This window comes from uncultured Devosia sp. (assembly GCF_964244875.1).
In the GTDB taxonomy this organism is placed as follows: Bacteria; Pseudomonadota; Alphaproteobacteria; order Rhizobiales; family Devosiaceae; genus Devosia.
The window spans coordinates 61,897-83,117 of record NZ_CAXTKA010000014.1; the positions used below are offsets into that span (position 1 = coordinate 61,897).

Here is a 21,221-nt window from a genome sequence, read left to right on the forward strand (position 1 = left end):
CACGATGACGTCACCCCAGCCGTTGCTGCGTGTCGAAGGCCTTGCCAAGACCTTCCGCATGTATCATCTCGATAGCCTGCTGCACGCTTTCGAGGGGATCAGCTTTGACCTGCACGACGGAGAATTCCTGCTGCTGCGCGGGCATAATGGCGCCGGCAAATCGACCCTGCTGCGCACGATCTGGCGCAGTTATCTGCCGGTTGGCGGCCACCTTTGGTATCGCTCCAGGCATGGCGAGATCGACCTGGCCAATGCCGCGGACGTCGATATCGCGCTGCTCCGCCGCGAGGAGATCGGCTTCGTCACCCAGTTTCTCAACGCCCGTCCGCGCGTCGCGGCACAGGATATCGTGGCCGAGCCACTGCGCCTTGCCGGCGTCAACCAGGCCGAGGCGCTGGACCAGGCACAGCACTGGCTGGAGCAGTTCGGCGTGCGGCCGGAACTTTGGCGGGCCTATCCCAGCACTTTTTCGGGCGGCGAGCAGCAGAAGGTCAACCTGGCCCGCGCGCTGATCCTGCCACAGCGCCTGTTGCTGCTCGATGAGCCCACGGCTTCGCTCGATGTCGGCGCCCGCGCCGCGCTGGTCAGGCGCCTGGCCGACCTCAAGGGACAGGGTGTCGCCATTATCGGGGTCTTTCATCACCCTGGCGACGTGTCGCAACTGATCGACCGCGACATCAATCTCAATACCAAGGTCGTTGCCGACCAAAGCGAGCGAGAAGACCATGTGGCTTTCTAACTTCCGGATCGTGCTGGCCGACAAAGTCCTCGAAAACGGCGCCTTGCGTATCCAAGATGGCGTGATCGCCGAGATCAGCCAGACGCCGGTCGCCAAGGCCGATGTCGAGGGCGAAGGCCTGCTGCTGATGGCGGGCATGATCGACATGCATGGCGACATGATCGAGCGCGAAATCGAGCCACGGCCCGGCGTTCGCATGCCGATGGAAATGGGTCTGCGCGATCTCGATACCAAGCTCGCGACCAGCGGGGTCACCACGGCCTATGCCTCGCTGTCCTTCGCGCCGGGCTCGACCTATGGGCACATGCGCTCTTATGACTTCACGAGCGAGATGATCCGCGCCGTCGTTGCCGCGCGACCGACGCTGCTGATCGATCACCGGGTTCACGCGCGGTTCGAAGTCACCTTTCCGGCTGCTTTGTCGGTGGTGAAGGAACTGGTCGGCGAAGGTTCGGTGGATCTGGTTTCGCTCTGTGATCATACGCCGGGACAGGGCCAGTATCGCGATCTTGCCCTGCAGGCGGCAAATCTTGCCAAGAACAAGGGCATTTCGCCCGAGGCGGCGGCCGAGCAGTTGCAGCAGCGCATCCGCGACCGCAAGGCTACGGCCGGCGACATGACGGCGACCCTGCGCGCCATCACCCAATATTGCGCATTGCACGGCGTGCCCGTTGCGAGCCATGACGACGACACGATCGAAAAAGTCGCGCTGATGGACGCGCTTGGCGCCAATATCAGCGAGTTCCCGGTGACGCTCGAAGCCGCTCAGGAAGCCCATAGGCGTGGCATGCTGAATGCCATGGGCGCTCCCAATGCTCTGCGTGGCCAATCCTATTCGGGCAATCTTTCGGCGCGGCAGGCCCATGCGGCCGGTGTGCTCGACCTGCTGGCCGCCGACTATCACCCCAGCGCCATGCTGCCCGCCATTCTGGTCCTGGCCAAGACCGATCCCGATGGCCTTGCCGGCGCTGCACGCCTCACTTCGCTCAATCCTGCTCGCGCCCTGGGCCTCGAAGACCGCGGTCAGATCGGTATCGGCCTGCGCGCCGATCTGCTGATCGCCAGCGATGTCGGCGTGGGCCGCGTCCATGCGACGCTGTCGCGCGGACGCCCGGTCTATGCCGACGGCACACTTGCCTTTCCGGCACTTTCCACGCGTCACGCGGATGTCATTCGAATGAGTTAATCATGTCATCGAGACTGATTATGGTTCGGGCATAGAGACACGCGGGTGCGATATGCTGGAATTGAAGAACGTCACCAAGCGCTTCGGCGACACGATTGCGGTCAACGGCGTGTCGCTGTCTTTCCCGCCCGGCCAGATGGTGGGCATTATCGGCCGGTCCGGTGCCGGCAAATCGACGCTTCTGCGCCTGATCAACCGCCTTGCCAGCACCGGCGAGGGCCGGATCACCTTCGGCGAGGTTGATGTGGGTGCCTTGAATGGCAAGGCGTTGCGGGCCTGGCGGGCGCGTTGCGCCATGATTTTCCAGCAGTTCAACCTCGTCAACCGGCTGGATGTCCTGACCAATGTGATGATCGGTCGTATCGGCACGGCCGCAACCCTGCCAATCATGTTCAAGCGCTTTGCGGAGACCGATCGGGCCAATGCCGCCCTGGCACTCGACCGCCTGGATCTGTTGTCGCAAGCCTTGCAGCGCGCCGATACTCTGTCGGGCGGCCAGCAGCAGCGTGTCGCCATCGCCCGCGCTCTGATGCAGAAACCCAGCCTCATTCTTGCCGACGAGCCGATCGCGTCGCTCGATCCGCGCAATGCCCGTCTGGTGATGGATGCGCTGCGCACCATCAACCAAAAGGACAAGATCACCGTCATCACCAATCTTCACACGCTCGATGCCGCGCGCGCTTATTGCGACCGCATTGTGGGCATGGCGCAGGGGCGCGTCGTCTTCGACGGCACGCCGCGCCAGCTCACCAGCGCCATGATCCAGCAGATTTATGGTGACGATACCCAAACAGCCGTGGACGAAAACCTGACCTCGACCATGGCTGCAACCGGTCCGGCAGGCCAAGCCGGCGGACGACATATGGAAACGGCGCACTAGCGCCGCTCATTCCCCAACTCGGAGCTACATCGATGTTTACCTTGACGCGTCGCGGCCTTGCGGCTGCACTGGCTTTGCTCGCCCTTGTCTCGCCGGCTCTGGCCCAGGACTGGCGTTCACAATTTCCCGAACTCACCATCGGCATCTCGTCCAGCGAGAATGAAACCGATGCGATCGCCCGCACCCAGCCCTATGCCGACTATCTCAGCCGCGAACTCGGCGTGCCGGTCAAGATCGTTCGCGGCACGGACTATGCCGCCGTGGTCGAGGCCATGCGCTCGGGTCACGTGCAGTTCGCCTCCGTCGGTCCGGCCGCGTACGCCCTGGCCCGCAAAGTCATGGGCGAGGATATCGCGCCGGTTGCCGTCACGCTCGATAACGAAGGCAATCTGGGCTATTATTCGGTCATCGCCGTGCGCGCCGACAGCCCTTACCAGACGCTCGAAGACATCAAGGGCAAGTCCTTCGCCTTTGCCGATCCGAACTCGACCTCGGGCTATGCCGTCCCGTCCTATTATCTCGCGACCGAACTCAATACCTCGGCAGATGACTATTTCAGCGACGTCGCCTTTTCGGGCGGCCATGAGCAGAGCGTCATGGCGCTGGTCAACGGCACCTTCGAGGCCGTCGCCACCAGTTGGCGCAACGAAGAGTCCGGCACGATCCAGAACATGGAAAAGAAGGGCCTGATCCCGGCCGGCTCGACCCGCATCATCTGGACGTCGCCGGTCATCCCGAACACGCCGGTGATGATGCTGACCACGCTGCCGCAAGAGTTGCAGGACGCGTTCAAGACCGCGCTGATGGCGTTCCCCCAAAAGGACCCGGAGGGCTTCGCTACCTATAGCAACGGCACTTCGAGCGGCTATATCGAGGCCAAGCACGACGACTATCTCAACGTGATCGCCATCACCGAATTCAATGCCCAGGAGCGCCGCAAGAACGGCAACTGATGAGTTCAGAGGCCGGCGCGCCCAGGCGTGCCGGTTTTCTTTTGGGAGGACCGATGTCCACTCTGACCCCCGTGCATGCTCGACTGTCCTCAACGACGCGCGAAGAGCGTCTGCTCTCGTTTGAAGGCCGCTATCGCCAGCAGCAACTTGCCCGGCGAACATGGACGCTGCTGTATGGCGCGCTCTTTGCAGCAGCGCTGATCGGCTCGGTCAATGTCAGCGATTTCAGCGTTCCGGGCCTTGTCAAAGGCTTGCCCATGGCCTGGAACTATATTGCCGGCACGCTGCCGACGCTGACGGTCGAGAATTTTTTCGGCGATCTGGCCGACTGGTATTGGGGCCTGCGCTTCTGGACACGGCTGCTGCTCGAGACCATTCTCATGGGGTTTGTGGGGACGGTACTCGGCGGTATTCTAGCGTTGGCACTGTGCTTTTTCGCCTCGCGCAATCTCGTGCAAAGCCAAGGGATCTACTTCGCCGCGCGGCGCATGCTCGAATTTTGCCGCACCGTCCCGGAGCTGGTGTTTGCGATGATCTTTGTTTTCGCTTTTGGCCTGGGGCCATTCGCCGGCGTGTTGGCGATTGCCATTCACACGGCCGGCTCGCTCGGAAAACTCTTTGCCGAGGTCAATGAAAATGTCGATCCCGGACCAATCGAGGGGGTGCGCGCTGCCGGCGGCAATTGGGCGATGATCGTACGCCTGGGCGTCGTGCCGCAGGCGCTGCCCAACTATGCAAGCTATCTGCTGCTGCGCTTCGAGATCAATGTCCGTGGCGCTTCGGCCCTCGGCATCGTCGGCGCCGGCGGCATTGGCCAGGAGCTCTACGTCGCCATCCGGCAGTTCGAATACACCGATATTTCCGCCATCATGCTGATGCTGATCCTCACCACCTCGGTGATCGACATCAGCTGCGAGGCCATCCGCCATCGCCTGATCGGCCACGACCTGACGCAGAGGGCCTGAGCCATGAGCACTGCGCCATACGCCGAAATTGCCCGCCTCAAGCGCTCCAATCCCGAAATTTTCAGGCGATCCTTGCCGGCACGGCTGCGTGACTGGAGCTCGTGGCTGGCTTTTCTTGCCGCCCTGGCGTTTGGCCTTTGGTGGATCGATGCTTCGCCGATGCGCCTCGTCAACGGGTTCAGCAAGCTCGGCCTGCTTGTGGGGCTGATGATCCCGCCCTGGCCCGGCAATGGGCTGTGGGCCTATTGCCAGGCCATGCTGGAAACCCTCGCCATGGCGTTCCTCGGCACCATAATTGCCGCGGCAATTGCGGTACCGCTGGGGTTTCTTGGCGCCAAGAACATCGTGCCGAACTGGCTCTTCCATTTCAGCCTGCGCCGCTTCTTTGATGCGTTCCGCGGGATTGACGGTCTGGTCTGGGCGTTGATCTTCGTTTCAGCCGTCGGTCTTGGCCCCTTTGCCGGGGTCCTCGCCATTGCAATCGGCGATGTCATGGTCCTGGGGAAACTCTTTGCCGAAGCCATCGAGAATGTCGACAAGAAACCCGTTGATGGCGTTCGCTCTGCTGGTGGGAACGGGCTGCAGGTGATGCGGCTGGGCGTGCTGCCGCAGGTCTTGCCGGTGATGACCAGCCATGTGCTGTTCTTCTTTGAATCCAATGTGCGCTCGGCCACCATCCTCGGCATCGTCGGGGCAGGTGGTATCGGGCTGCAGCTTTCCGATCGTATGCGCATCAACAATTGGCAGGAAGCGGCCTTCATTATCCTGCTGATCCTGGTCACGGTGTCCGTGATCGACGCGGTCTCGCAGCGCATCAGGGCAAAACTGATATAGCCATGTCGGCGGTGGTCTTGAACACGCGCCGGATGCAGCGTGTCGCCGACTTCCCGCGCTGCATCAAACGATGTGTCCGATCTCGATCCCGGCGCAACGAAAGCGCCGGCGCTTCGTTTGGCAAGGCCAAGGGAAAAACACCGTCATGGCTTATTGGCTCGCAGGCATTCCAGCGCTGATCGACCCCGCTCTACTGATGTTGCGCCTGGTCATAGGGGTGATGTTTACGCTGTCGGGTTACTTCAAGCTGACCGATCCGGAGCGCAAGGAGAAGATGGCGCAGTCACTGCAGACCGGCGGTTTTCCCAAGACCTTGGCGATGCCGCTGTCGCTGGTTGAATTGCTCGGCGGCCTTGCGATGGTGCTCGGCCTGGTCACGGCTCTCGCGGCCTTCGGGCTCTTGGCCTTGAGCACCGTGGCCCTCATCACGGTAGCCATTCCCAAGCTGGAGGGATCGGGCATCCACAAGCTTGAGAACGTGCTCTATGCGCCTGAAATGCTTCTGGTCGCGGGGCTCGTCGTGCTGGTGGCGACCGGGGCGGGCGAGTGGAGCCTGGACCGTGTGCTGTTCTAGAGCGACACGCCGATGATCTGCAGCAGTCCGGCGACGAGGGTGATGTTGACCAGCACCAGATACAGATGCGGATCGCGCGCCTTGCCTTCGAACAGAAACAGATTGTGGTACATGGCGGTGGCCAGCACCAGGAAAACGATCAGCAGCGCGGCGCCGTAAACAGTCCAGACGTCAAATATGAGCGACAGGCCACCAACCAGTTGCATGGCAAAGCCGAAGGCCACGATCGGCGGCGGCAGGTCCCAGCCATAATTGGTTGTCGACGGAATGCGGGCGCGGAAACCGGCAAAATTGCGCAGGCCGGCAATCACGAAGAACAGGCCGAAAACCACCCGGCCGAGCACGATCAGTGTTGCAGATAAAGTGATGACGCTCCCCGTCGCACTTGCTGGCGACCCGGGAGCCATATTGCTGATGCCGGAGTGTCCGCGAAAGCGGAAACTGAGGGTTTCCAGTGCTGAAGCCAACCGGTTGGTTTCGGCAGCAGGCGAAACGATCGGCTATTCCGCCGGCTCGACTGCGGAGACGTCGCCCATTGGCGCGTCGTGGCCGGGATTGTTGGGATGGGTCGTCCAATTGGCGTAAGTGCCGGTGACGACGCGACCGGTGCGTTCGTCGAGCGCGCCGACCGGCAGGGCCTCCATGGTGATGCAATCCTCGACCGGGCAGACATTGACGCACAGGTTACAGCCGACGCATTCGTCGTTCATCACCTCGAAATAGCGCTTGCCGTCCTTCTGCTTGGCGATTGCCTGGTGCGAGGTGTCCTCGCAAGCAATGTGGCAACGCCCGCATTTGATGCACAGGTCCTGGTCGATCTTGGCCTTGGCAATGTATTCGAGATCGAGATATTTCCAATCGGTGACGTTGCGGATGGCGCGGCCGGTGATGGATTCGATGTTGGGATGTCCCTTTTCATCCATCCAGTTGCCGAGGCCCGAGATCATCTCCTCGACGATCTTGAAGCCATAGGTCATGGCAGCGGTACAGACCTGCACATTGCCGGCGCCCAGCGCGATGAATTCGGCGGCGTCGCGCCAGGTGGTGATGCCGCCAATGCCCGAAATGGGCAGGCCGAAGGTTTCCTCGTCACGGGCGATTTCGGCGACCATGTTGAGGGCGATCGGCTTGACCGCCGGGCCGCAATAGCCGCCATGCGTACCCTTGCCGCCCACGGTCGGAACCGGGGCGAAATCGTCGAGATCGACCGCGACGATGGAATTGATGGTGTTGATCAGCGAGACCGCGTCGGTGCCGCCGCGCTTGGCAGCACGGGCGGGCTGGCGGATATCGGCGATATTGGGGGTCAGCTTGGTGATCACCGGCATGCGTGAATATTGCTTGCACCAGCGCACGACCATTTCGACATATTCGGGCACCTGGCCGACGGCCGCGCCCATGCCGCGCTCGCTCATGCCGTGCGGGCAGCCGAAATTGAGCTCGATGCCATCGGCCCCGGTCTCCTCGACCAAAGGCAGGATGGCCTTCCAGGCCTCCTCCTCGCAGGGCACCATGATGGAGACGACCATGGCGCGGTCGGGCCAATCCATCTTGACCTGCTTGATCTCGCGCAGGTTGGTCTGCAGGGCCCGGTCGGTGATCAATTCGATATTGTTGAGTCCCAGAAGACGCCGATCGGCGCCAAAGATGGCGCCGTAGCGCGGGCCGTTGACGTTGACGACGGGCGGGCCTTCCTCGCCAAGGGTCTTCCATACCACGCCGCCCCAGCCGGCCTTGAAGGCGCGCACCACATTGTAGGCCTTGTCGGTGGGTGGAGCGGAGGCCAACCAGAAGGGGTTGGGCGATTTGATGCCGACGAAATCGGCGCGAAGATCAGCCATTGCTGCCTCCCATGAGGAAACGGTGCATGCTCTCGGCCGCGTCGCGGCCCTCGGCGACGGCGGTGACGGTGAGGTCATCGCCGCCGGTGGCACAGTCCCCGCCGGCCCAGACGCCGGGCAGCGAGGTGCGGCCCTCGGCGTCGACCATGATCTTGCCGCCGGCGCGTTCGGCGCCATCGCCATCGGTGGCCAGCGTCTGGCCGATGGCCTTGAACACCTGGTCGGCCATCAAGATGACGGTTTCCCCGGTTTCGAGCAGATTGCCGTCCACCAGATGGGTATAGGCGAGCTCGATGCCGGTCACACCGGCGCCATCGGCGAGGACGCGCCTGGGGGCCATCCAGTGCCGGATGGTGACGCCTTTGGCGGCCGCGAGGTCCTGCTCGAACGCTGAAGCGCCCATATGCTCCTTGCCGCGGCGATAGACCATGGTCACCTCTTCGGCGCCGAGCAGCTTGGATTGCACGGCCGCATCGACCGCCGTCATGCCGCCGCCAATGACCACGACCCTGCGGCCCACCGGCAGCGCCGCCAGATCGGACGACTGGCGCAGTTCGGCGATGAAATCGACCGCATTGGCGACGCCTTGCGCACTCTCGTTCTGGGCGCGCAGCGCATTGACGCCGCCCAGCCCGATACCAAGAAACACCGCATCATAGGTTTCCTGCAGGCGCGGCAGCGTCATGTCCTGGCCAAGCACCTGGCCGTGCACGATCTCGATACCGCCGATAGCGGTGACATAGTCGACTTCGGCCTGGGCGAAGCCGTCGGTCGATTTGTAGGAGGCAATGCCATATTCGTTGAGACCGCCGGCCTTGGGACGGGCATCGAAGATGACGACAGAATGGCCCTTGGTGGCCAGCCGATGGGCGGCGGCAAGTCCGGCCGGCCCGGCGCCGACGACGGCAACGCTCTTGCCGGTTGGCTCGGGGCGCTCGAAGAACTGCACATTGTCGCGCATGGCGATATCGGTGGCGTAGCGCTGCAACATGCCGATCTTGACCGGCTTGCCCTCGGCCTCCTCGCGCACGCAGGCTTCTTCGCAAAGCTGCTCGGTGGGGCAGACGCGGGCGCACATGCCGCCCAAAATGTTCTGCTCGAAAATGGTCTCGGCAGCGCCCAGCGGGTTGCCGGTGGCAATTTCGCGAATGAACAGGGGAATGTCGATCGTGGTCGGACAAGCGTTCATGCAAGGCGCATCGTAACAGAAATAGCAGCGATCGGCCTCGACATAGGCTTCATGCCGGTCCAGCGGCGGATGCAGATCAGCGAAATTGGCGGCATATTGGCCTGCATCCAACCGGCCGGGCGCGATACCCTGCTTGAGACCACCTGATGCCATCATCGCGTCCTTGCTGCTGCATTCCCGAGGGGAAGGCTAGCGCAGCTCCAATTTTTTATCAATTGGTCAAATAACGGCCCGGCGAACTTGCCACAATCAGGTCATATTGGAGCACCCGACCGGGTAAAACGGCCATAAGTCAGATGGGAAGACCGCCGGAAATCGCGCCTGAGGCACGTTAGGTGGAACTGTTGCCCCAAAGTCGCACGACGCAAAACCAATCCCTGATGGCGAAGATTTTTTTGACTGAAAGCAGTCGATCAGCTTGATATTGGATTCATGTCCCAAGATCGTGTCTGCAGATTGTGCTCGCCCTAGCAGCATGTTGCCTGATCGGCGCAGCATATGGGCAACAGCATGCCGGTTAGGACCAATCAAGGCGATTGGTCCATATTGTGGCCCATCGCCTTGATTAGGAGTCCGCTCACCTCAATTGAAGTGAGATTAGACGCTTGATCAAAAAGACCATGTTCGCCGCCGCACTTGCTGGTGCAGTCCTTTGTGTTTCAACGGCTGGTGCCTTTGCCCAATGCGGCGGTGCCTCCTGGTATGGTCCCGGATTTGACGGCCGCCGGGCCGCCTCGGGGCAAATTTTCAACCAGAATGCCATGACCGCAGCGCATCGATCGCTGCCGTTTGGTACCAAACTACGCGTCACCGACCAGCGCAGCGGCAACCAGATAACCGTCACCATCAACGATCGCGGGCCATTCCATGGCCGCCGCATCATCGATCTGTCGAGCGCCGCCGCCGGCAAGCTGGGTTTCCGCAATCGCGGCACGACCTCTGTGTGCATCGAGCGCATTTAAGCGCTTGCCTGTGCCTGATCGGGCCGCTCCTCCCCGGAGCGGCCCGTTGCTTTGGCGGCATCAGTCCCGGCAATATACCTATTACAGCGTTAGGCTGGCTTTAGCATTGAGCCGGTAGAATAAACGCGGGAATGCAAATCTGGTCGGGACGCGACCTTGATGAAAGCTACAGCGTTTATCGTCGGCCCGCAGGACGGGGCAGGCGCTGCCTTGACCGACATGGCGCGCATGATCGGGTTCGCCTCGGTCTTGCCCTATGGCGGGGCCAGCCTTGCGGAAAGCCAGTCGCTGCACACGCCCGTGTGTTTTTTCCTGTTCGCGGCAGTGCCCGAGATCGCCAGCCTGCGCCAAGCGGCGGAGGCGATCCGCTTTTGCCCCAGCCGGCGGGTGCGGTTTTCGCCGATGATCTATTTTTCGGAGAGCCCATCGGCCGAGGCCATCGCCGCATGCATCAATCTGGGGTTCGACGACATCATCACCATGCCGTTCACCCATCAGCGGGTGGCCGAGCGGATGGAACGGCAGGTGGGGCGGACCATGACCTATTTCGAGACCTCGGGCTATTTCGGACCCGACCGGCGCGACCGGGTCACGGCGCTGCGACGCCCGGCCGAAAGCCGGCTGGGCGGACAATTCCGGCGGCTGGAAATCGTGCGCAGCGTGCTCACCGGCGTCAACGTGATCCGCGACGACCATTCCGCTTGAGGCACGTCGCCATTGTGTTTGCTGCAACCCATTGTGTTTGCTGCAACGTTGCAATAGACGAGCGTGCAGCAGTTGAGCGACGCTGTTAGCCTGCGTGGCGAATCCCTGTAGAGTCGCTTCGTTTTCGGTTCGCGAGTTCGTTTCAGCCATGAAACTGGGTATCGACATGCCCCCGCAATTGCGGGTTTACGCTGCTTTTTTTGTGTATTCATTTTGCATGGGCAGCATCTTCCCGCGCCTGCCCGACATCCAGCGCGCCATGGGCGTGGCCGAGGGTGCGCTCGGTCTGGCCCTGATCGGGGCTGCGGTGGGGACGCTGATTTCGCTGACCTTTGCCGGCGGGCTGATCGAAAAAGTCGGGCACCGGCGCGCGTTGCTGACCGCCCTGCCGGTGCTGGCGGTCTTTTACGCCCTGGCCGTGTGGGCGCCATCGCCGGTGATGCTGTTTTTGCTGTTGCTGCCGGTGGGGCTGACCATCGGGGTGATCGAAGTCATCGTCAATCTGGAGGCCGACCGGGTGGAGCATGCCATCGGGCGGCGCATCATGAACCGGGCGCATGGATTCTGGAGCATCGGCTTTTTCAGCGCCGGCCTCTTGGGCTCGCTGATCGCCCAGTCCGGGCTGTCGCCGCAGCTGCATCTGGCCATCATGGTGCCGGTGATTTTCGCGGCCACCGCGATCATCATGGGCCGGTTCGAGCCGGCCGAGCACCGCAGCGGCGGCAGTACCGATGCCGGTCCCCGCTTCGCGCGGCCAACACTGGCCATCCTGGTGCTGGTCTGCGTCACCATGGCGGCGATGATCATGGAGGGCGCCGGCATCGACTGGTCGGCAATCTATATGCGCGACGTGTTCGCGGCCGAGCCCTTTGTGGCCGGGTTCGCGGTGGCGCTAGGCGCCGGCGCCCAGGCGGTGATGCGGTTTTTGGCCGACGGGTTCGTCGAGCGCAGCAATCCGGTCGCGGTAGCGCGGGTGCTGCTGAGCATTCTGGGACTGGGGGCGCTGACCGTATTTTTCGCCAATGCGCCCTGGCTGGCACTGGTGGGCTTTGCCATGCTCGGGGTGGGCACCAGCGCGATTTTTCCCCTGGCGATGTCGGCGGCGGCGCAGCGCGCCGATCGGCCCGCGGCGGTCAACGTTGCGGCACTGGCGCAAATCTCGTTCGTGGGTTTCCTGCTCGGGCCGCCGTTGCTGGGCTTTGTGGCTGAACATGCCGGCATTCGCTGGGCCTTCGGCCTCGGGCTGCCGCTGGTGGCGCTGAGTCTTGTTGCCGCCGGTTCGCTGGCGCCGCGCTTTGGAAAGATACAGACGGCATGACAATCGCCCCGCATCACCGCATCTTTGCGTGCTTTTTCATGTTCGCTTTTGCCCTGGGGGCGCTGCTGTCGCGCATGCCGGACCTGCAAACCCAATTGCAGGTCAGCAAGAGCGAGCTGGGCCTGACCCTGATCGGCATGGCCATCGGCTCGCTGATCTCGCTGACCCTTTCGGCGCCGCTGATCGAACGGCTGGGATCACGCAGCACGGCACTGGTGACGGTCTTGGGCACCGCGGCGTGCTATGCGCTTATTCCCTGGCTGCCTTCGGCCTTGGCGGTGTTCGTGGCGCTGTTCGTCGCCGGGCTCCTGGCCGGGGCGCTGGAGATCAATCTCAACGTGCAGACCGATCGGCTCGAAGCGCAATATGCCAAAAGCTACATGAACCGGGCCCATGGCATGTGGAGCCTGGGGTTTTTCATCACTGCGCTGTTGGGCGCCCTGGTGCGCGGGGCGGGCCTGTCAATCCAGCTCCATCTGCTGATCGCGGTGGGCGTGGTGTTCGTCGTGGGCCTGTACATGATCGCCGGCATGACCGATGCGCCGGCCCGGGCCAGCGCGCACCAGGGCGAGACGCCCCGGATCGCCTTTCCCCATTGGGGCTTGCTGCCGCTTTGCATGATCGGGATTGCAGCATTTCTGGTCGAGGGCGCAGGTATCGACTGGTCGGGCATCTATATGCGCGACGTGTTCGCCGTGGATCCGTTCGTTGGCGGGCTGGGGCTGACGCTGTTTTCGTTTTGCATGGCGATGATGCGCCTCTTCGCCGATCCGGTGGTGGACCGGTTCGGGCCCCGCCTGGTCGCAACTGGCTTGATGGGGCTGGCAATCCTGGGCGCGCTTGCGGTGGCGTTCGCGCCGGTGCCGTGGCTGGCGCTGGCCGGCTTTGCCCTCATGGGCGCCGGCTGCAGCGCGGTTTATCCGCTGGCGGTTTCGGCGGCGGCACAGCGCACGGACCGTCCTTCAGCCGTGAACGTGGCGGCCTTGGGCCAGGTGACCTTCATCGTCTTTTTCCTCGGGCCGCCGCTTTTGGGGTTTGTGGCCGAATATCTGGGTATCCGCTCGTCCTATCTGGTGATCCTGCCGATCCTGATCCTGGGGCTGATTGCCTGCCGGGCGCTGGCGGCGAAGGGGCCGGTGATCAGCGCGGGCGTGGAGCCGGCGTCCAGCCATGGCTGAGCTGCCCCCGATCATCGACCTGCGCCAATCAGCGACGGCGCTGCGGGTGCAGCGGGGGGTGATGCGGCTGCTGCGCGACGTGCATGATCTATGCTGCTATGCCGAGGTACCGCTGCGCAACGGGCGGCGGGCGGACGTGCTGGGCGTTGGGCCAAAGGGGGAAATCTGGATCGTCGAGATCAAGTCGAGCCTGCTCGATTTCCAGGTCGACCGGAAGTGGCCCGAATACCGCGAATTTTCCGACAAGTTCTTTTTCGCCAAGCCGCCGGAACTGGACGGCGCGATCTTTCCTGAGAGCGAAGGGCTGATCGTGGCGGATGGGCATGACGGGGCGATCTTGCGGGACAGCCCCGATACTCCCCTGCCCCCGGCGCGGCGCAAGGCGCTGCTGCTCAAGCTGGCGCGCATGGGCGCCGATCGGGTGCATGGATTGATGGACCCGGGACCACGATAGGGTCGGTTTCAGCGCGGGGCGCGCTTGGCGAGGATGCGCTGCAGGGTGCGGCGGTGCATGCTGAGGCGACGCGCCGTCTCGGAAACATTGCGGTCGCACAATTCATAAACGCGCTGGATATGTTCCCAGCGCACGCGATCGGCGGACATCGGGTTTTCGGGTGGCTCGGGCTTGTCCTCGCCCGTGGCGAGCAAGGCATTGATGACGTCGTCGGCGTCGGCGGGCTTGCTGAGATAGTCGACGGCGCCAAGCTTGACCGCGGTGACGGCGGTCGCGATGTTGCCGTAGCCGGTCAGGACGACGGCGCGCGCATCGGCCCGCTTGGTGTGGAGCGCCTGGACCACTTCGAGGCCATTGCCATCCTCGAGGCGCAGGTCGACCACCGCGTAAGCGGGCGGACGCTCGGCGACGGCGGCAAGGCCGGCGGCAACGGTCGCGGCAATGCGCACCTCAAAGCCGCGCCGTTGCATGGCCCGCTCGAGGCGCGACAGGAAGGCGGCGTCGTCATCCACCAGCAGCAGGGACGGGTCGGTCGCCAGAAGCTCTTCGATCGTACTCATGGACTTCACATAAGCGTTTGCAGCAGAAACGTCAAAATGCAGATGGGCCATAAGCAACCTCGCGCTGGGAAAAGGCGGATTTACATCCGCTTAGGTTTGCCTCCGGCGACGACGCCACAAGGGGCACGATGTCGCAGCGCCGAGTGAAACCCCCATAGCGGTCCCGGATCACGGTGCAAGCCTAACGCGCTTGCGGCTCGATGGCCGAGCGGGGCCAGACGATGCGCACCTGGGCGTGGCCAGCGGGGGCGATATTGTGGAAGGCCAGGCGGCCGCCGGTGCGTTCAAGCAAGGTCTTGGCGATGAAAATACCCAGGCCCAGCCCGCCGGGCAGTTCGGCGTCGTGCGCCTGCGGGTCGCGCGGCCGGCTGGTAAGATAGGGCTCGCCCAGGCGCGCGATCAGTTCGGGCGCATAACCGGGGCCGTCATCGGTGATGGTGACGCTGATGGCGGCGCGATCCCAGCTGGCCTCGACACGCACCGAATGGCGGGCGAAATCGGTAGCGTTCTCGATCAGATTGCCCAGCCCATAGAGCAGGCCGACACTGCGTTGAAACACCGGCGCCGGGCCGGCTGCCGGTTCGGAATAAAACAGGATGGTCTTGCCGCGCCCCTCATGGGGGCGGGCAACTTCGGCCAGAAGGTCGGTCAGGGGCGCTTCGGCGAAGGGATCCATGCCGTCCGACCCCAGATTGCGCAGCTTGGCGAGAATGGCACGACAGCGGGCCGCCTGCTCGATGATCAGTTCGATATCGGCCGCCAGATCGCTGCCCGGCGCCGCCTCGCCGCGCATTTCCTTGGCCGCCAGGGCAATGGTGGACAGCGGGGTGCCCAATTCGTGGGCGGCGGCGGCGGCCATCCCGTCGAGCGCGCTGAGCTGTTCGCGGCGCGACAGCGCCAGTTCGGTCGCCGCCAGGGCATCGCCGATCTGGCGGGCCTCATGAGCGACGCGCATGGTATAGGCGGCGATGAAGACAACGCCACAGATCAGCGAAACCCAGATGCCGATGACATAGATGCGGTTGAAGATGATCTGCGCGCTCGGGTCCCAGGGCAGCGGCAAATGCACGATCGACAGCAGGGAGGCGATCGCCGCCGCAAGCAGGGCCAGGACCAGGGTAGCGCGTTGCGGCAAGGTGGTGGCCGATACCGAGACCGGCGCCAGGAGCAGGATGGCGAAAGGATTTTGCAAGCCCCCCGTCAAGGCCAGAAGACACCCCAGTTGCGCCAGATCATAGGCGATCTGGCCGGCGGCAAACATGGAGGTGGGGCGATAGCTATAGCCAAAGCGCATCACCAGGACGATATTGACCGCAGCCGACAGCGCAATCAGCGCCAGACATTGCGCCATCGGCAGCGGAAAACCCAGGCCAAAGGCGACGAACAGTACGCCGATGGTCTGGCCCGCAATGGCCAGCCAGCGCAGCAGCACCAGGGTTTCGAGGCGCAGCGGGCGCGCGGCGGTGGGTGGCGGCAGACCGCCGACTGGTGTCAAGGTCACCGGGTTTTCCTTGGTTCTGATCGCGCCACCACGCTCGCATGGTGCGCGACATTGGCAATTTCAAGGGCGAAAATTTGCGGGCACATGCTTGATCCTACCCGGGACGGGGCCACTTCTGCTGCATTCGTGACTGGGAAAAGAGATCACCGCAATGAACACAGCGCTTATCAAACCTCAATGGTCGCCGATCACCATCGCCGCGATGGTTTTGGGCTTCATCTTCTTCTGGCCGGTCGGCCTTCTGGTTCTGGGCTATATCCTTTGGGGCGAACGCTTTGGCGGTTCCGCCGACAAGGCGCAAGCCTATTGGAACAAGGGCCGTGACTGGTGCGCACCCAATCAGGGCCGCCATCACGCCAACCGCCACAATTTCGCGCAGTCCTCGAGCGGCAATGCCGCGTTCGACGACTACCGCGCCGAACAGTTGCGCCGCCTCGAAGAAGAACGCGCGCGGCTCGATGCGGAAATCGAAGCCTTCCACGAGTACATGGCCAATCTCAACAAGGCCAAGGATCGTGAAGAGTTCGACCGCTTCATGAACGAGCGCCGCGGCAATCGGCAGGGCTATGACCAGAACAAGCCGGACAATAATGGCGATAACAACGGCTGGGGCAACGGCAACAACGCCTGAGCCGGCTCCTTATGAGGCAATCGTTCTAAAGCGATTGAGACCGGGCGCCTCGAAAGGGGCGCCCTTTTTTTGGGTTCGAGCCTTTCCCGTCAAGGCGGGCTATAGCAAGTAGCCACGGCTCTTGGCAAAATGCCTCAGTCGATCCCTCCCCGTGCCAGGGGGAGGATCAAGGTGGGGGTTTTACCATCGCTGTATCGAGGCTCTCGCACCCCCACCCATCCTCCCACTCAAGGGGGAGGATGGGTGGGGGTCCTGGCCGGATCGTGCCCAGGCCATGTGCGATTGCCTGCTCCCGATGGCAGGGGACCTATCGAGCGTGCAACCCTGTCCGTGCTAAAATGCACCCGATGATTCCCGCTGGAAAGGTTCACCGCTCCCGTGTTCTTCAAGGCCAAGCCTGCGATTCCCGCCAGTACCGAACTGCGCATCGACGGCCGGGTGGTCAGCGTCGCAGTGCGCACGCATGCCCGGGCGCGCAGCTATCGGCTGTCGCTTCCCCATGACGGGGTGCCGGTGCTGACCTTGCCGCCGCATGGCAAATGGGCGGAGGCGGAGGCGTTCTTGTTGCGCCACAGCGATTGGCTGGCGGTAAGGCTGCAGCGGGCGCCGGCGGCGGTCAATCTGGGAGACGGCGGCGTAGTGCCGGTGCGTGGCATAGCGCATCGCATCGTGGGCACCGGCAAGGTACGCGGCCGGGTGAACGTAAGCGAGGAGGACGGCGTGCCGATCCTTCTGGTGCCCGGCGACCCCGAGCACCAGGCGCGGCGGCTGGTCGACTGGCTCAAGGGGGAGGCGGCGATCGATCTGGCGCGGCAGAGCGCGGTTCATGCCGAACGGTTGGGCGTGGTGGTGCGCACGATCAAGCTGCGCAGCCAGTCGAGCCGTTGGGGATCGTGCTCTTCGAGCGGCAATCTCAACTACAATTGGCGGCTGATCATCGCGCCGCCGCATGTGCTGGACTATGTGGCTGCCCATGAAGTGGCCCATCTGCGCGAAATGAACCATTCGGCCGCATTCTGGGCCAATGTGAAGCGGACCCTGCCCGACATGGAGCGGGGGCGGGCCTGGCTCAAGGCGCATGGGCGTGAACTGATGTTGTACGGCTCCTAGAGCGCCGCCCTGACCGCCCTAGCTCGGATCAAGCCCGTCGCGGAAGTCGTTGAGGTCGGAATCGACCGATGACGGGGCGTCGATCCACGCCTGCATAGCCTGGCCGGTCGCCGGATCGCGCGCCGGGATGGGCAGCATCATGATGCGCTTGGCGGCAGCGCGGCGCAAATCCTCGGTGGTGTGGGCCTGCTGCATGTTGTCCCAATCGCGGCCTTCGGGATAGCCGCCCACCATGACGATGTCATCGGACTGCCCGACCATGCAGTGCGATACGCCGGCGGGCAGGACGATGACGTCGCCGGCTTGGACGCGCAACGAGAGACCGCCAGGACCGAACAGGACGACGTCCATCCAGCCCTGGGCAACGCCAAGGCATTCATGGGTGGTGGAGTGGAAATGATGGTAGGTGTAGATGCCCGGGTAGCTCCAGTTGTTGAACCAGTCATTGCTCCTCAGCCGCTCGCGGACCGCATCCTCGCCACCGCCGGCAATGCCGTTGCGATGCACCAGGAGTGGAAAGCGGCTATTGGGCAGCATGCCGTCGGGCTTGGACCAATGCAGCTCGGGTTCAGTTGTCGGCATCGTGCTTAACTCCCATAGAAAATTACAGCTCCGCTCGGTCGCGGCAGGCCAGCGGCGGCGTCCGGCCCGAGGCTTACGCCAGCGCATGCAGCCAGTTTGATTTGAGCGCATTTTTGCGCGGTGTTGAACGATAATCTTGCCGATATCGGCAGTTTTCGCGCATAGCGCCGCCGCGAACGCCGAGTGGGTCGCGTTGGCGGATGCGGCTAGTTCTGCTGATCGCCGAAGATCAAATCCATCAGGGTGCGTTGCGAGCGCGGGCTTTGCTGATCGGTCGGCTGGCCGGCATTGGGATCAAAGCCGCCTGGCTGCTGGCCCACCGTGGCCGGCGGCAGCAGAACCTGCTGCCCATTGGCATCCACGCCGACATCATAGAGCTGGCCGGTATTGGGATCGACATATTGGCTGGGTTGCTGGCCCGCATTGGGATCGACCTGATAGCCCTGGATGGGCTGGCCGTTGGCATCGTAATATTGGCTTTGCGCCGGCTGGCTCTGGATCGGCAGGCCGGTATTGGGATCGATCGTGGGTTGCACGAACTGCCCTGTGGCCGGGTCGATCTGGGACTGCGCATAGGGCTGGCCCGACGCCGGGTCGATCATGGCGCCTTGGACCGGCTGGCCGGTGGCGGGGTCGATCTGCGGATAGGGCAGCCCCGTGGCCGGATCGACCTGCTGGGCAGCCTGTGCCCCGGGCTGGACCGGCTGGCCGGTTGCCGGATCGACATATTGCACCATGGGCTGGCCCGTTGCCGGATCGATCACCGCCTGGCCGGTGGCCGGGTCGATCACCGGCTGGGGCACGCCCAAACTGGCGTTCTGATAAGTGCCGCCGGGAATGGGCGCGATCTGCAGGCCTTCATGGGCCTTGGTCATGAACTGGCTCCAGATCGCCACCGGGACGTTACCGCCCGACAGCGTGGTCTTGGTGGCATCGTCATTGCCGAGCCAGACGCCGGTCACCATGTGGGAGGTATAGCCAACGAACAGGGCGTCCTTGGCTTCCTGGCTGGTGCCGGTCTTGCCGCCAAAGGTCCAGCCATTGAGATTGGCCCCCTTGCCGGTACCCACTTCGACCGCGGTTTCCAACATATCGTTCATCTCACCCAGGATATTGGGCGCTATGACCTGGCCAGGACCGGCCGTGCTGGCTTCGTAAAGAACCTTGCCATCGGCGGTGGCGATCTTGGTGATCACATTGGGAATGACGCCCATGCCGCCATTGGCGAAGGGGGCGTAGGCGCTGGTGAGCTCGAGCAGGTTCACTTCCTGGGTGCCCAGCGCGATGGAGGGCACCGGCGTCAGCGGCGAGGAAATGCCCATGCGCGTGGCGGTATCGATGACCACCTGGGGGGTGACGTCGATGGCAAGACGCGCCGTGACGGTATTGAGCGAATAGGCCAGGCCTTGACGCAGCGTCACGGTGCCGGCATATTTGCCGGAGGCGTTGCGGGGGCTCCAGCCCTGGTATTCGAACTGGGCATCCTCGGCCAGGGTATCTGGGGTATAGCCCTTTTCCATGGCCGCAAGATAAACAAACGGCTTGAAGGTAGAGCCGGGCTGGCGCTTGGCGGTGACGGCGCGATTGTATTGGCTGGCCTGGTAATCGACGCCGCCCACCATGGCGCGCACGGTGCCATCGACATCCATGGCGACCAGCGCGCCTTGGGTGAAATGCCGCTTGGGGCCTTCGGAGGCGACCATTTCGCGCACGATGACTTCGGCTTCCTTCTGCAGGCGCCAATCGAGCGTGGTGGAGACGATCACGTCGCCGTCGACCTCCCCGATATAGGCCTGCATCAGCGATTCCACCCAATCGGCCACATAGGATTCCGAGCCGGCCACCTTGGTGCGCACGGTCTGGTTGGGATCGATCTGGGCGGCGGTGGCTTCGTCCTTGCTGATATAGCCTTCCTCGGCCATGGCATTAAGCACGAGCCGCTGGCGGGTGGCGGTGGCCGTGGGATCGCCCTTGGGATTGAGGCGCGAGGGGGCCTGGAGCGAGCCGGCGAGCAAAGCCGCCTCACCCAGCGTCAGATTGCGGGCGGATTTGCCGAAATAGGTTTGTGCCGCCGCCTCGATGCCGGTGGCGCCGTGGCCGAAGAACACGCGGTTGAGATAGAGCTCGAGGATCTCGTCCTTGGAATAATTCTGCTCCAGCCAGACGGCCAGAATGGCTTCCTGCACCTTGCGAGCAAAGGTCTGGTCGGGTGTGAGAAAGAGGTTCTTGGCGAGCTGCTGGGTGATGGTGGAGGCGCCGCGGGTCACCCCGCCGGCTTTGAGACTTTCCAGCGCCACCGAAGCCAGGCCGATGACATCGACGCCGAAGTGATCGTAGAAGCGCCGGTCTTCGATGGAGATGAAGGCGGCCGGTACATAGGCGGGCAGCTCGTGCAGAACCGTCGCCTCGCCGCCGGTCTGGCCGCGATTGGAGATCAATTGGCCATCGGCAGCCAGAATGCGGATATTGGGCGCGCGTTCGGGCACCGCCCAGGTGTTGGACGAGGGCAATTGCATGCCATAGTAAACGACGACGCCGATCAGGGCGATGCCGCCCCAGATGGCGAAGATGAAGCCCCAATAAAACAGGCCCATAAGCAAGCCACCGGTGCGCGAGCGCCGCTTCTTGGGCGTCTTGGCGCGCGCCGTTCTGGCGGTGCCACGCTTGGGCGTTTTCTTGGGATTGGACGGCGTGCCGCCCGAACGCTCGTCATCGACAAAGACGCCGACCGACTGTCCCATGGAGGGCTCGACCCGCTCGCGGCTGCCCCGCTTGGCCTGGGGCACGGGCTTGCCGCCGCCCTTTTTGCCTTGGGCGCCAACACGGTCATCGGCGGTCAAACGAAAATCCATCAATCGTAACCCTGAGAGCCTAGCGCCTTGTACTCCGTTCCACTGAATCGGGAAACCGAGCTTGTTGCAATGTGAAGGCTGAATACCGCGTCCCGCGTCAGACGCGACGATAATGAGCCGCAGGCGCGCTGGCTTCTGCTTGTCCGGACAAATTGTGGCCGGTTTATGTGGGTTGCGAGCGGTTCGAGGGCGGTGTTGCGGGCCGGC

21 protein-coding genes are annotated in these 21,221 nt (G+C 63.4%); 14 read left to right on the top strand and 7 right to left on the bottom strand.

Annotation, left to right across the window (positions count from 1 at the left end):
* Positions 1 to 4 precede the first annotated feature (4 nt).
* The 7 genes from ACFE8X_RS15165 to ACFE8X_RS15195 all read left to right on the top strand — a co-directional run bounded on the left by ACFE8X_RS15165 (position 5) and on the right by ACFE8X_RS15195 (position 6,131).
* The gene (locus ACFE8X_RS15165) at positions 5 to 739 is read left to right on the top strand and encodes a phosphonate C-P lyase system protein PhnL (protein ID WP_375452327.1); all 735 of its coding nucleotides are present in this window, start codon (positions 5 to 7) and stop codon (positions 737 to 739) included.
* Positions 726 to 1,925, top strand: coding sequence for an alpha-D-ribose 1-methylphosphonate 5-triphosphate diphosphatase (locus ACFE8X_RS15170; RefSeq protein ID WP_375452328.1), 1,200 nt, complete (start codon positions 726 to 728; stop codon positions 1,923 to 1,925). The genes ACFE8X_RS15165 and ACFE8X_RS15170 overlap by 14 nt, the downstream gene beginning before the upstream one ends.
* Before the next feature lie 52 nt (positions 1,926 to 1,977).
* Positions 1,978 to 2,805, top strand: a complete 828-nt coding sequence (gene phnC / locus ACFE8X_RS15175) for a phosphonate ABC transporter ATP-binding protein (RefSeq protein ID WP_375452329.1) — start codon at positions 1,978 to 1,980, stop codon at positions 2,803 to 2,805.
* A gap of 32 nt (positions 2,806 to 2,837) precedes the next feature.
* On the top strand, positions 2,838 to 3,758 hold the full coding sequence (gene phnD, locus ACFE8X_RS15180) for a phosphonate ABC transporter substrate-binding protein (RefSeq protein WP_375452330.1): 921 nt from the start codon (positions 2,838 to 2,840) through the stop codon (positions 3,756 to 3,758).
* A gap of 53 nt (positions 3,759 to 3,811) precedes the next feature.
* Positions 3,812 to 4,723, top strand: a complete 912-nt coding sequence (phnE, locus tag ACFE8X_RS15185) for a phosphonate ABC transporter, permease protein PhnE (protein ID WP_375452331.1) — start codon at positions 3,812 to 3,814, stop codon at positions 4,721 to 4,723.
* A 3-nt stretch (positions 4,724 to 4,726) separates the two neighbouring features.
* On the top strand, positions 4,727 to 5,557 hold the full coding sequence (gene phnE, locus ACFE8X_RS15190; RefSeq protein ID WP_375452332.1) for a phosphonate ABC transporter, permease protein PhnE: 831 nt from the start codon (positions 4,727 to 4,729) through the stop codon (positions 5,555 to 5,557).
* A gap of 145 nt (positions 5,558 to 5,702) precedes the next feature.
* On the top strand, positions 5,703 to 6,131 hold the full coding sequence (locus ACFE8X_RS15195) for a DoxX family protein (RefSeq protein WP_375452333.1): 429 nt from the start codon (positions 5,703 to 5,705) through the stop codon (positions 6,129 to 6,131).
* On the opposite strand, the gene ACFE8X_RS15200 is transcribed toward ACFE8X_RS15195, so the two are convergent.
* From ACFE8X_RS15200 to ACFE8X_RS15210, 3 genes are all read right to left on the bottom strand, one after another.
* Positions 6,128 to 6,538, bottom strand: coding sequence for a DoxX family protein (locus ACFE8X_RS15200; protein WP_375452334.1), 411 nt, complete (start codon positions 6,536 to 6,538; stop codon positions 6,128 to 6,130). The genes ACFE8X_RS15195 and ACFE8X_RS15200 overlap by 4 nt on opposite strands.
* Before the next feature lie 93 nt (positions 6,539 to 6,631).
* Complete coding sequence (gene preA / locus ACFE8X_RS15205) at positions 6,632 to 7,972, bottom strand: NAD-dependent dihydropyrimidine dehydrogenase subunit PreA (protein WP_375452335.1); 1,341 nt, start codon at positions 7,970 to 7,972, stop codon at positions 6,632 to 6,634.
* On the bottom strand, positions 7,965 to 9,314 hold the full coding sequence (locus ACFE8X_RS15210; RefSeq protein WP_375452336.1) for an NAD(P)-dependent oxidoreductase: 1,350 nt from the start codon (positions 9,312 to 9,314) through the stop codon (positions 7,965 to 7,967). The genes preA and ACFE8X_RS15210 overlap by 8 nt, the downstream gene beginning before the upstream one ends.
* A 452-nt stretch (positions 9,315 to 9,766) precedes the next feature.
* On the opposite strand from ACFE8X_RS15210, the gene ACFE8X_RS15215 reads away from it, so the two are divergent.
* From ACFE8X_RS15215 to ACFE8X_RS15235, 5 genes are all read left to right on the top strand, one after another.
* A complete protein-coding gene (locus ACFE8X_RS15215; protein WP_375452337.1) occupies positions 9,767 to 10,123 on the top strand; it encodes a septal ring lytic transglycosylase RlpA family protein in 357 nt (118 codons plus the stop codon).
* A gap of 156 nt (positions 10,124 to 10,279) precedes the next feature.
* The gene (locus ACFE8X_RS15220) at positions 10,280 to 10,828 is read left to right on the top strand and encodes a hypothetical protein (protein ID WP_375452338.1); all 549 of its coding nucleotides are present in this window, start codon (positions 10,280 to 10,282) and stop codon (positions 10,826 to 10,828) included.
* A gap of 148 nt (positions 10,829 to 10,976) precedes the next feature.
* Positions 10,977 to 12,146: an MFS transporter gene (locus ACFE8X_RS15225; protein WP_375452339.1), complete on the top strand. Its 1,170-nt coding sequence runs from the start codon at positions 10,977 to 10,979 to the stop codon at positions 12,144 to 12,146.
* Positions 12,143 to 13,324, top strand: coding sequence for an MFS transporter (locus ACFE8X_RS15230; protein WP_375452340.1), 1,182 nt, complete (start codon positions 12,143 to 12,145; stop codon positions 13,322 to 13,324). Before ACFE8X_RS15225 ends, ACFE8X_RS15230 begins: the two co-directional genes overlap by 4 nt.
* Positions 13,317 to 13,778: an MmcB family DNA repair protein gene (locus ACFE8X_RS15235; RefSeq protein ID WP_375452341.1), complete on the top strand. Its 462-nt coding sequence runs from the start codon at positions 13,317 to 13,319 to the stop codon at positions 13,776 to 13,778. The genes ACFE8X_RS15230 and ACFE8X_RS15235 overlap by 8 nt, the downstream gene beginning before the upstream one ends.
* 8 nt (positions 13,779 to 13,786) lie before the next feature.
* On the opposite strand, the gene ACFE8X_RS15240 is transcribed toward ACFE8X_RS15235, so the two are convergent.
* Both ACFE8X_RS15240 and ACFE8X_RS15245 read right to left on the bottom strand, forming a co-directional pair.
* The gene (locus tag ACFE8X_RS15240) at positions 13,787 to 14,338 is read right to left on the bottom strand and encodes an ActR/PrrA/RegA family redox response regulator transcription factor (protein ID WP_375452342.1); all 552 of its coding nucleotides are present in this window, start codon (positions 14,336 to 14,338) and stop codon (positions 13,787 to 13,789) included.
* A 181-nt stretch (positions 14,339 to 14,519) separates the two neighbouring features.
* Complete coding sequence (locus tag ACFE8X_RS15245; protein WP_375452343.1) at positions 14,520 to 15,839, bottom strand: ActS/PrrB/RegB family redox-sensitive histidine kinase; 1,320 nt, start codon at positions 15,837 to 15,839, stop codon at positions 14,520 to 14,522.
* A 151-nt stretch (positions 15,840 to 15,990) separates the two neighbouring features.
* On the opposite strand from ACFE8X_RS15245, the gene ACFE8X_RS15250 reads away from it, so the two are divergent.
* Both ACFE8X_RS15250 and ACFE8X_RS15255 read left to right on the top strand, forming a co-directional pair.
* Complete coding sequence (locus tag ACFE8X_RS15250; RefSeq protein ID WP_375452344.1) at positions 15,991 to 16,470, top strand: DUF2852 domain-containing protein; 480 nt, start codon at positions 15,991 to 15,993, stop codon at positions 16,468 to 16,470.
* A 378-nt stretch (positions 16,471 to 16,848) separates the two neighbouring features.
* Entirely contained in the window at positions 16,849 to 17,580 is a 732-nt protein-coding gene (locus ACFE8X_RS15255; RefSeq protein WP_375452345.1) for a M48 family metallopeptidase, read from the top strand.
* A gap of 18 nt (positions 17,581 to 17,598) precedes the next feature.
* Here ACFE8X_RS15255 and ACFE8X_RS15260 read toward each other — a convergent pair whose 3' ends face one another.
* Positions 17,599 to 18,162 carry a cupin domain-containing protein gene (locus ACFE8X_RS15260; protein ID WP_375452346.1) on the bottom strand — a complete coding sequence of 188 codons (564 nt, stop codon included), beginning with the start codon at positions 18,160 to 18,162 and terminating at the stop codon, positions 17,599 to 17,601.
* A 206-nt stretch (positions 18,163 to 18,368) separates the two neighbouring features.
* Complete coding sequence (locus ACFE8X_RS15265; protein WP_375452347.1) at positions 18,369 to 21,014, bottom strand: PBP1A family penicillin-binding protein; 2,646 nt, start codon at positions 21,012 to 21,014, stop codon at positions 18,369 to 18,371.
* Between the last annotated feature and the right edge of the window lie 207 nt (positions 21,015 to 21,221).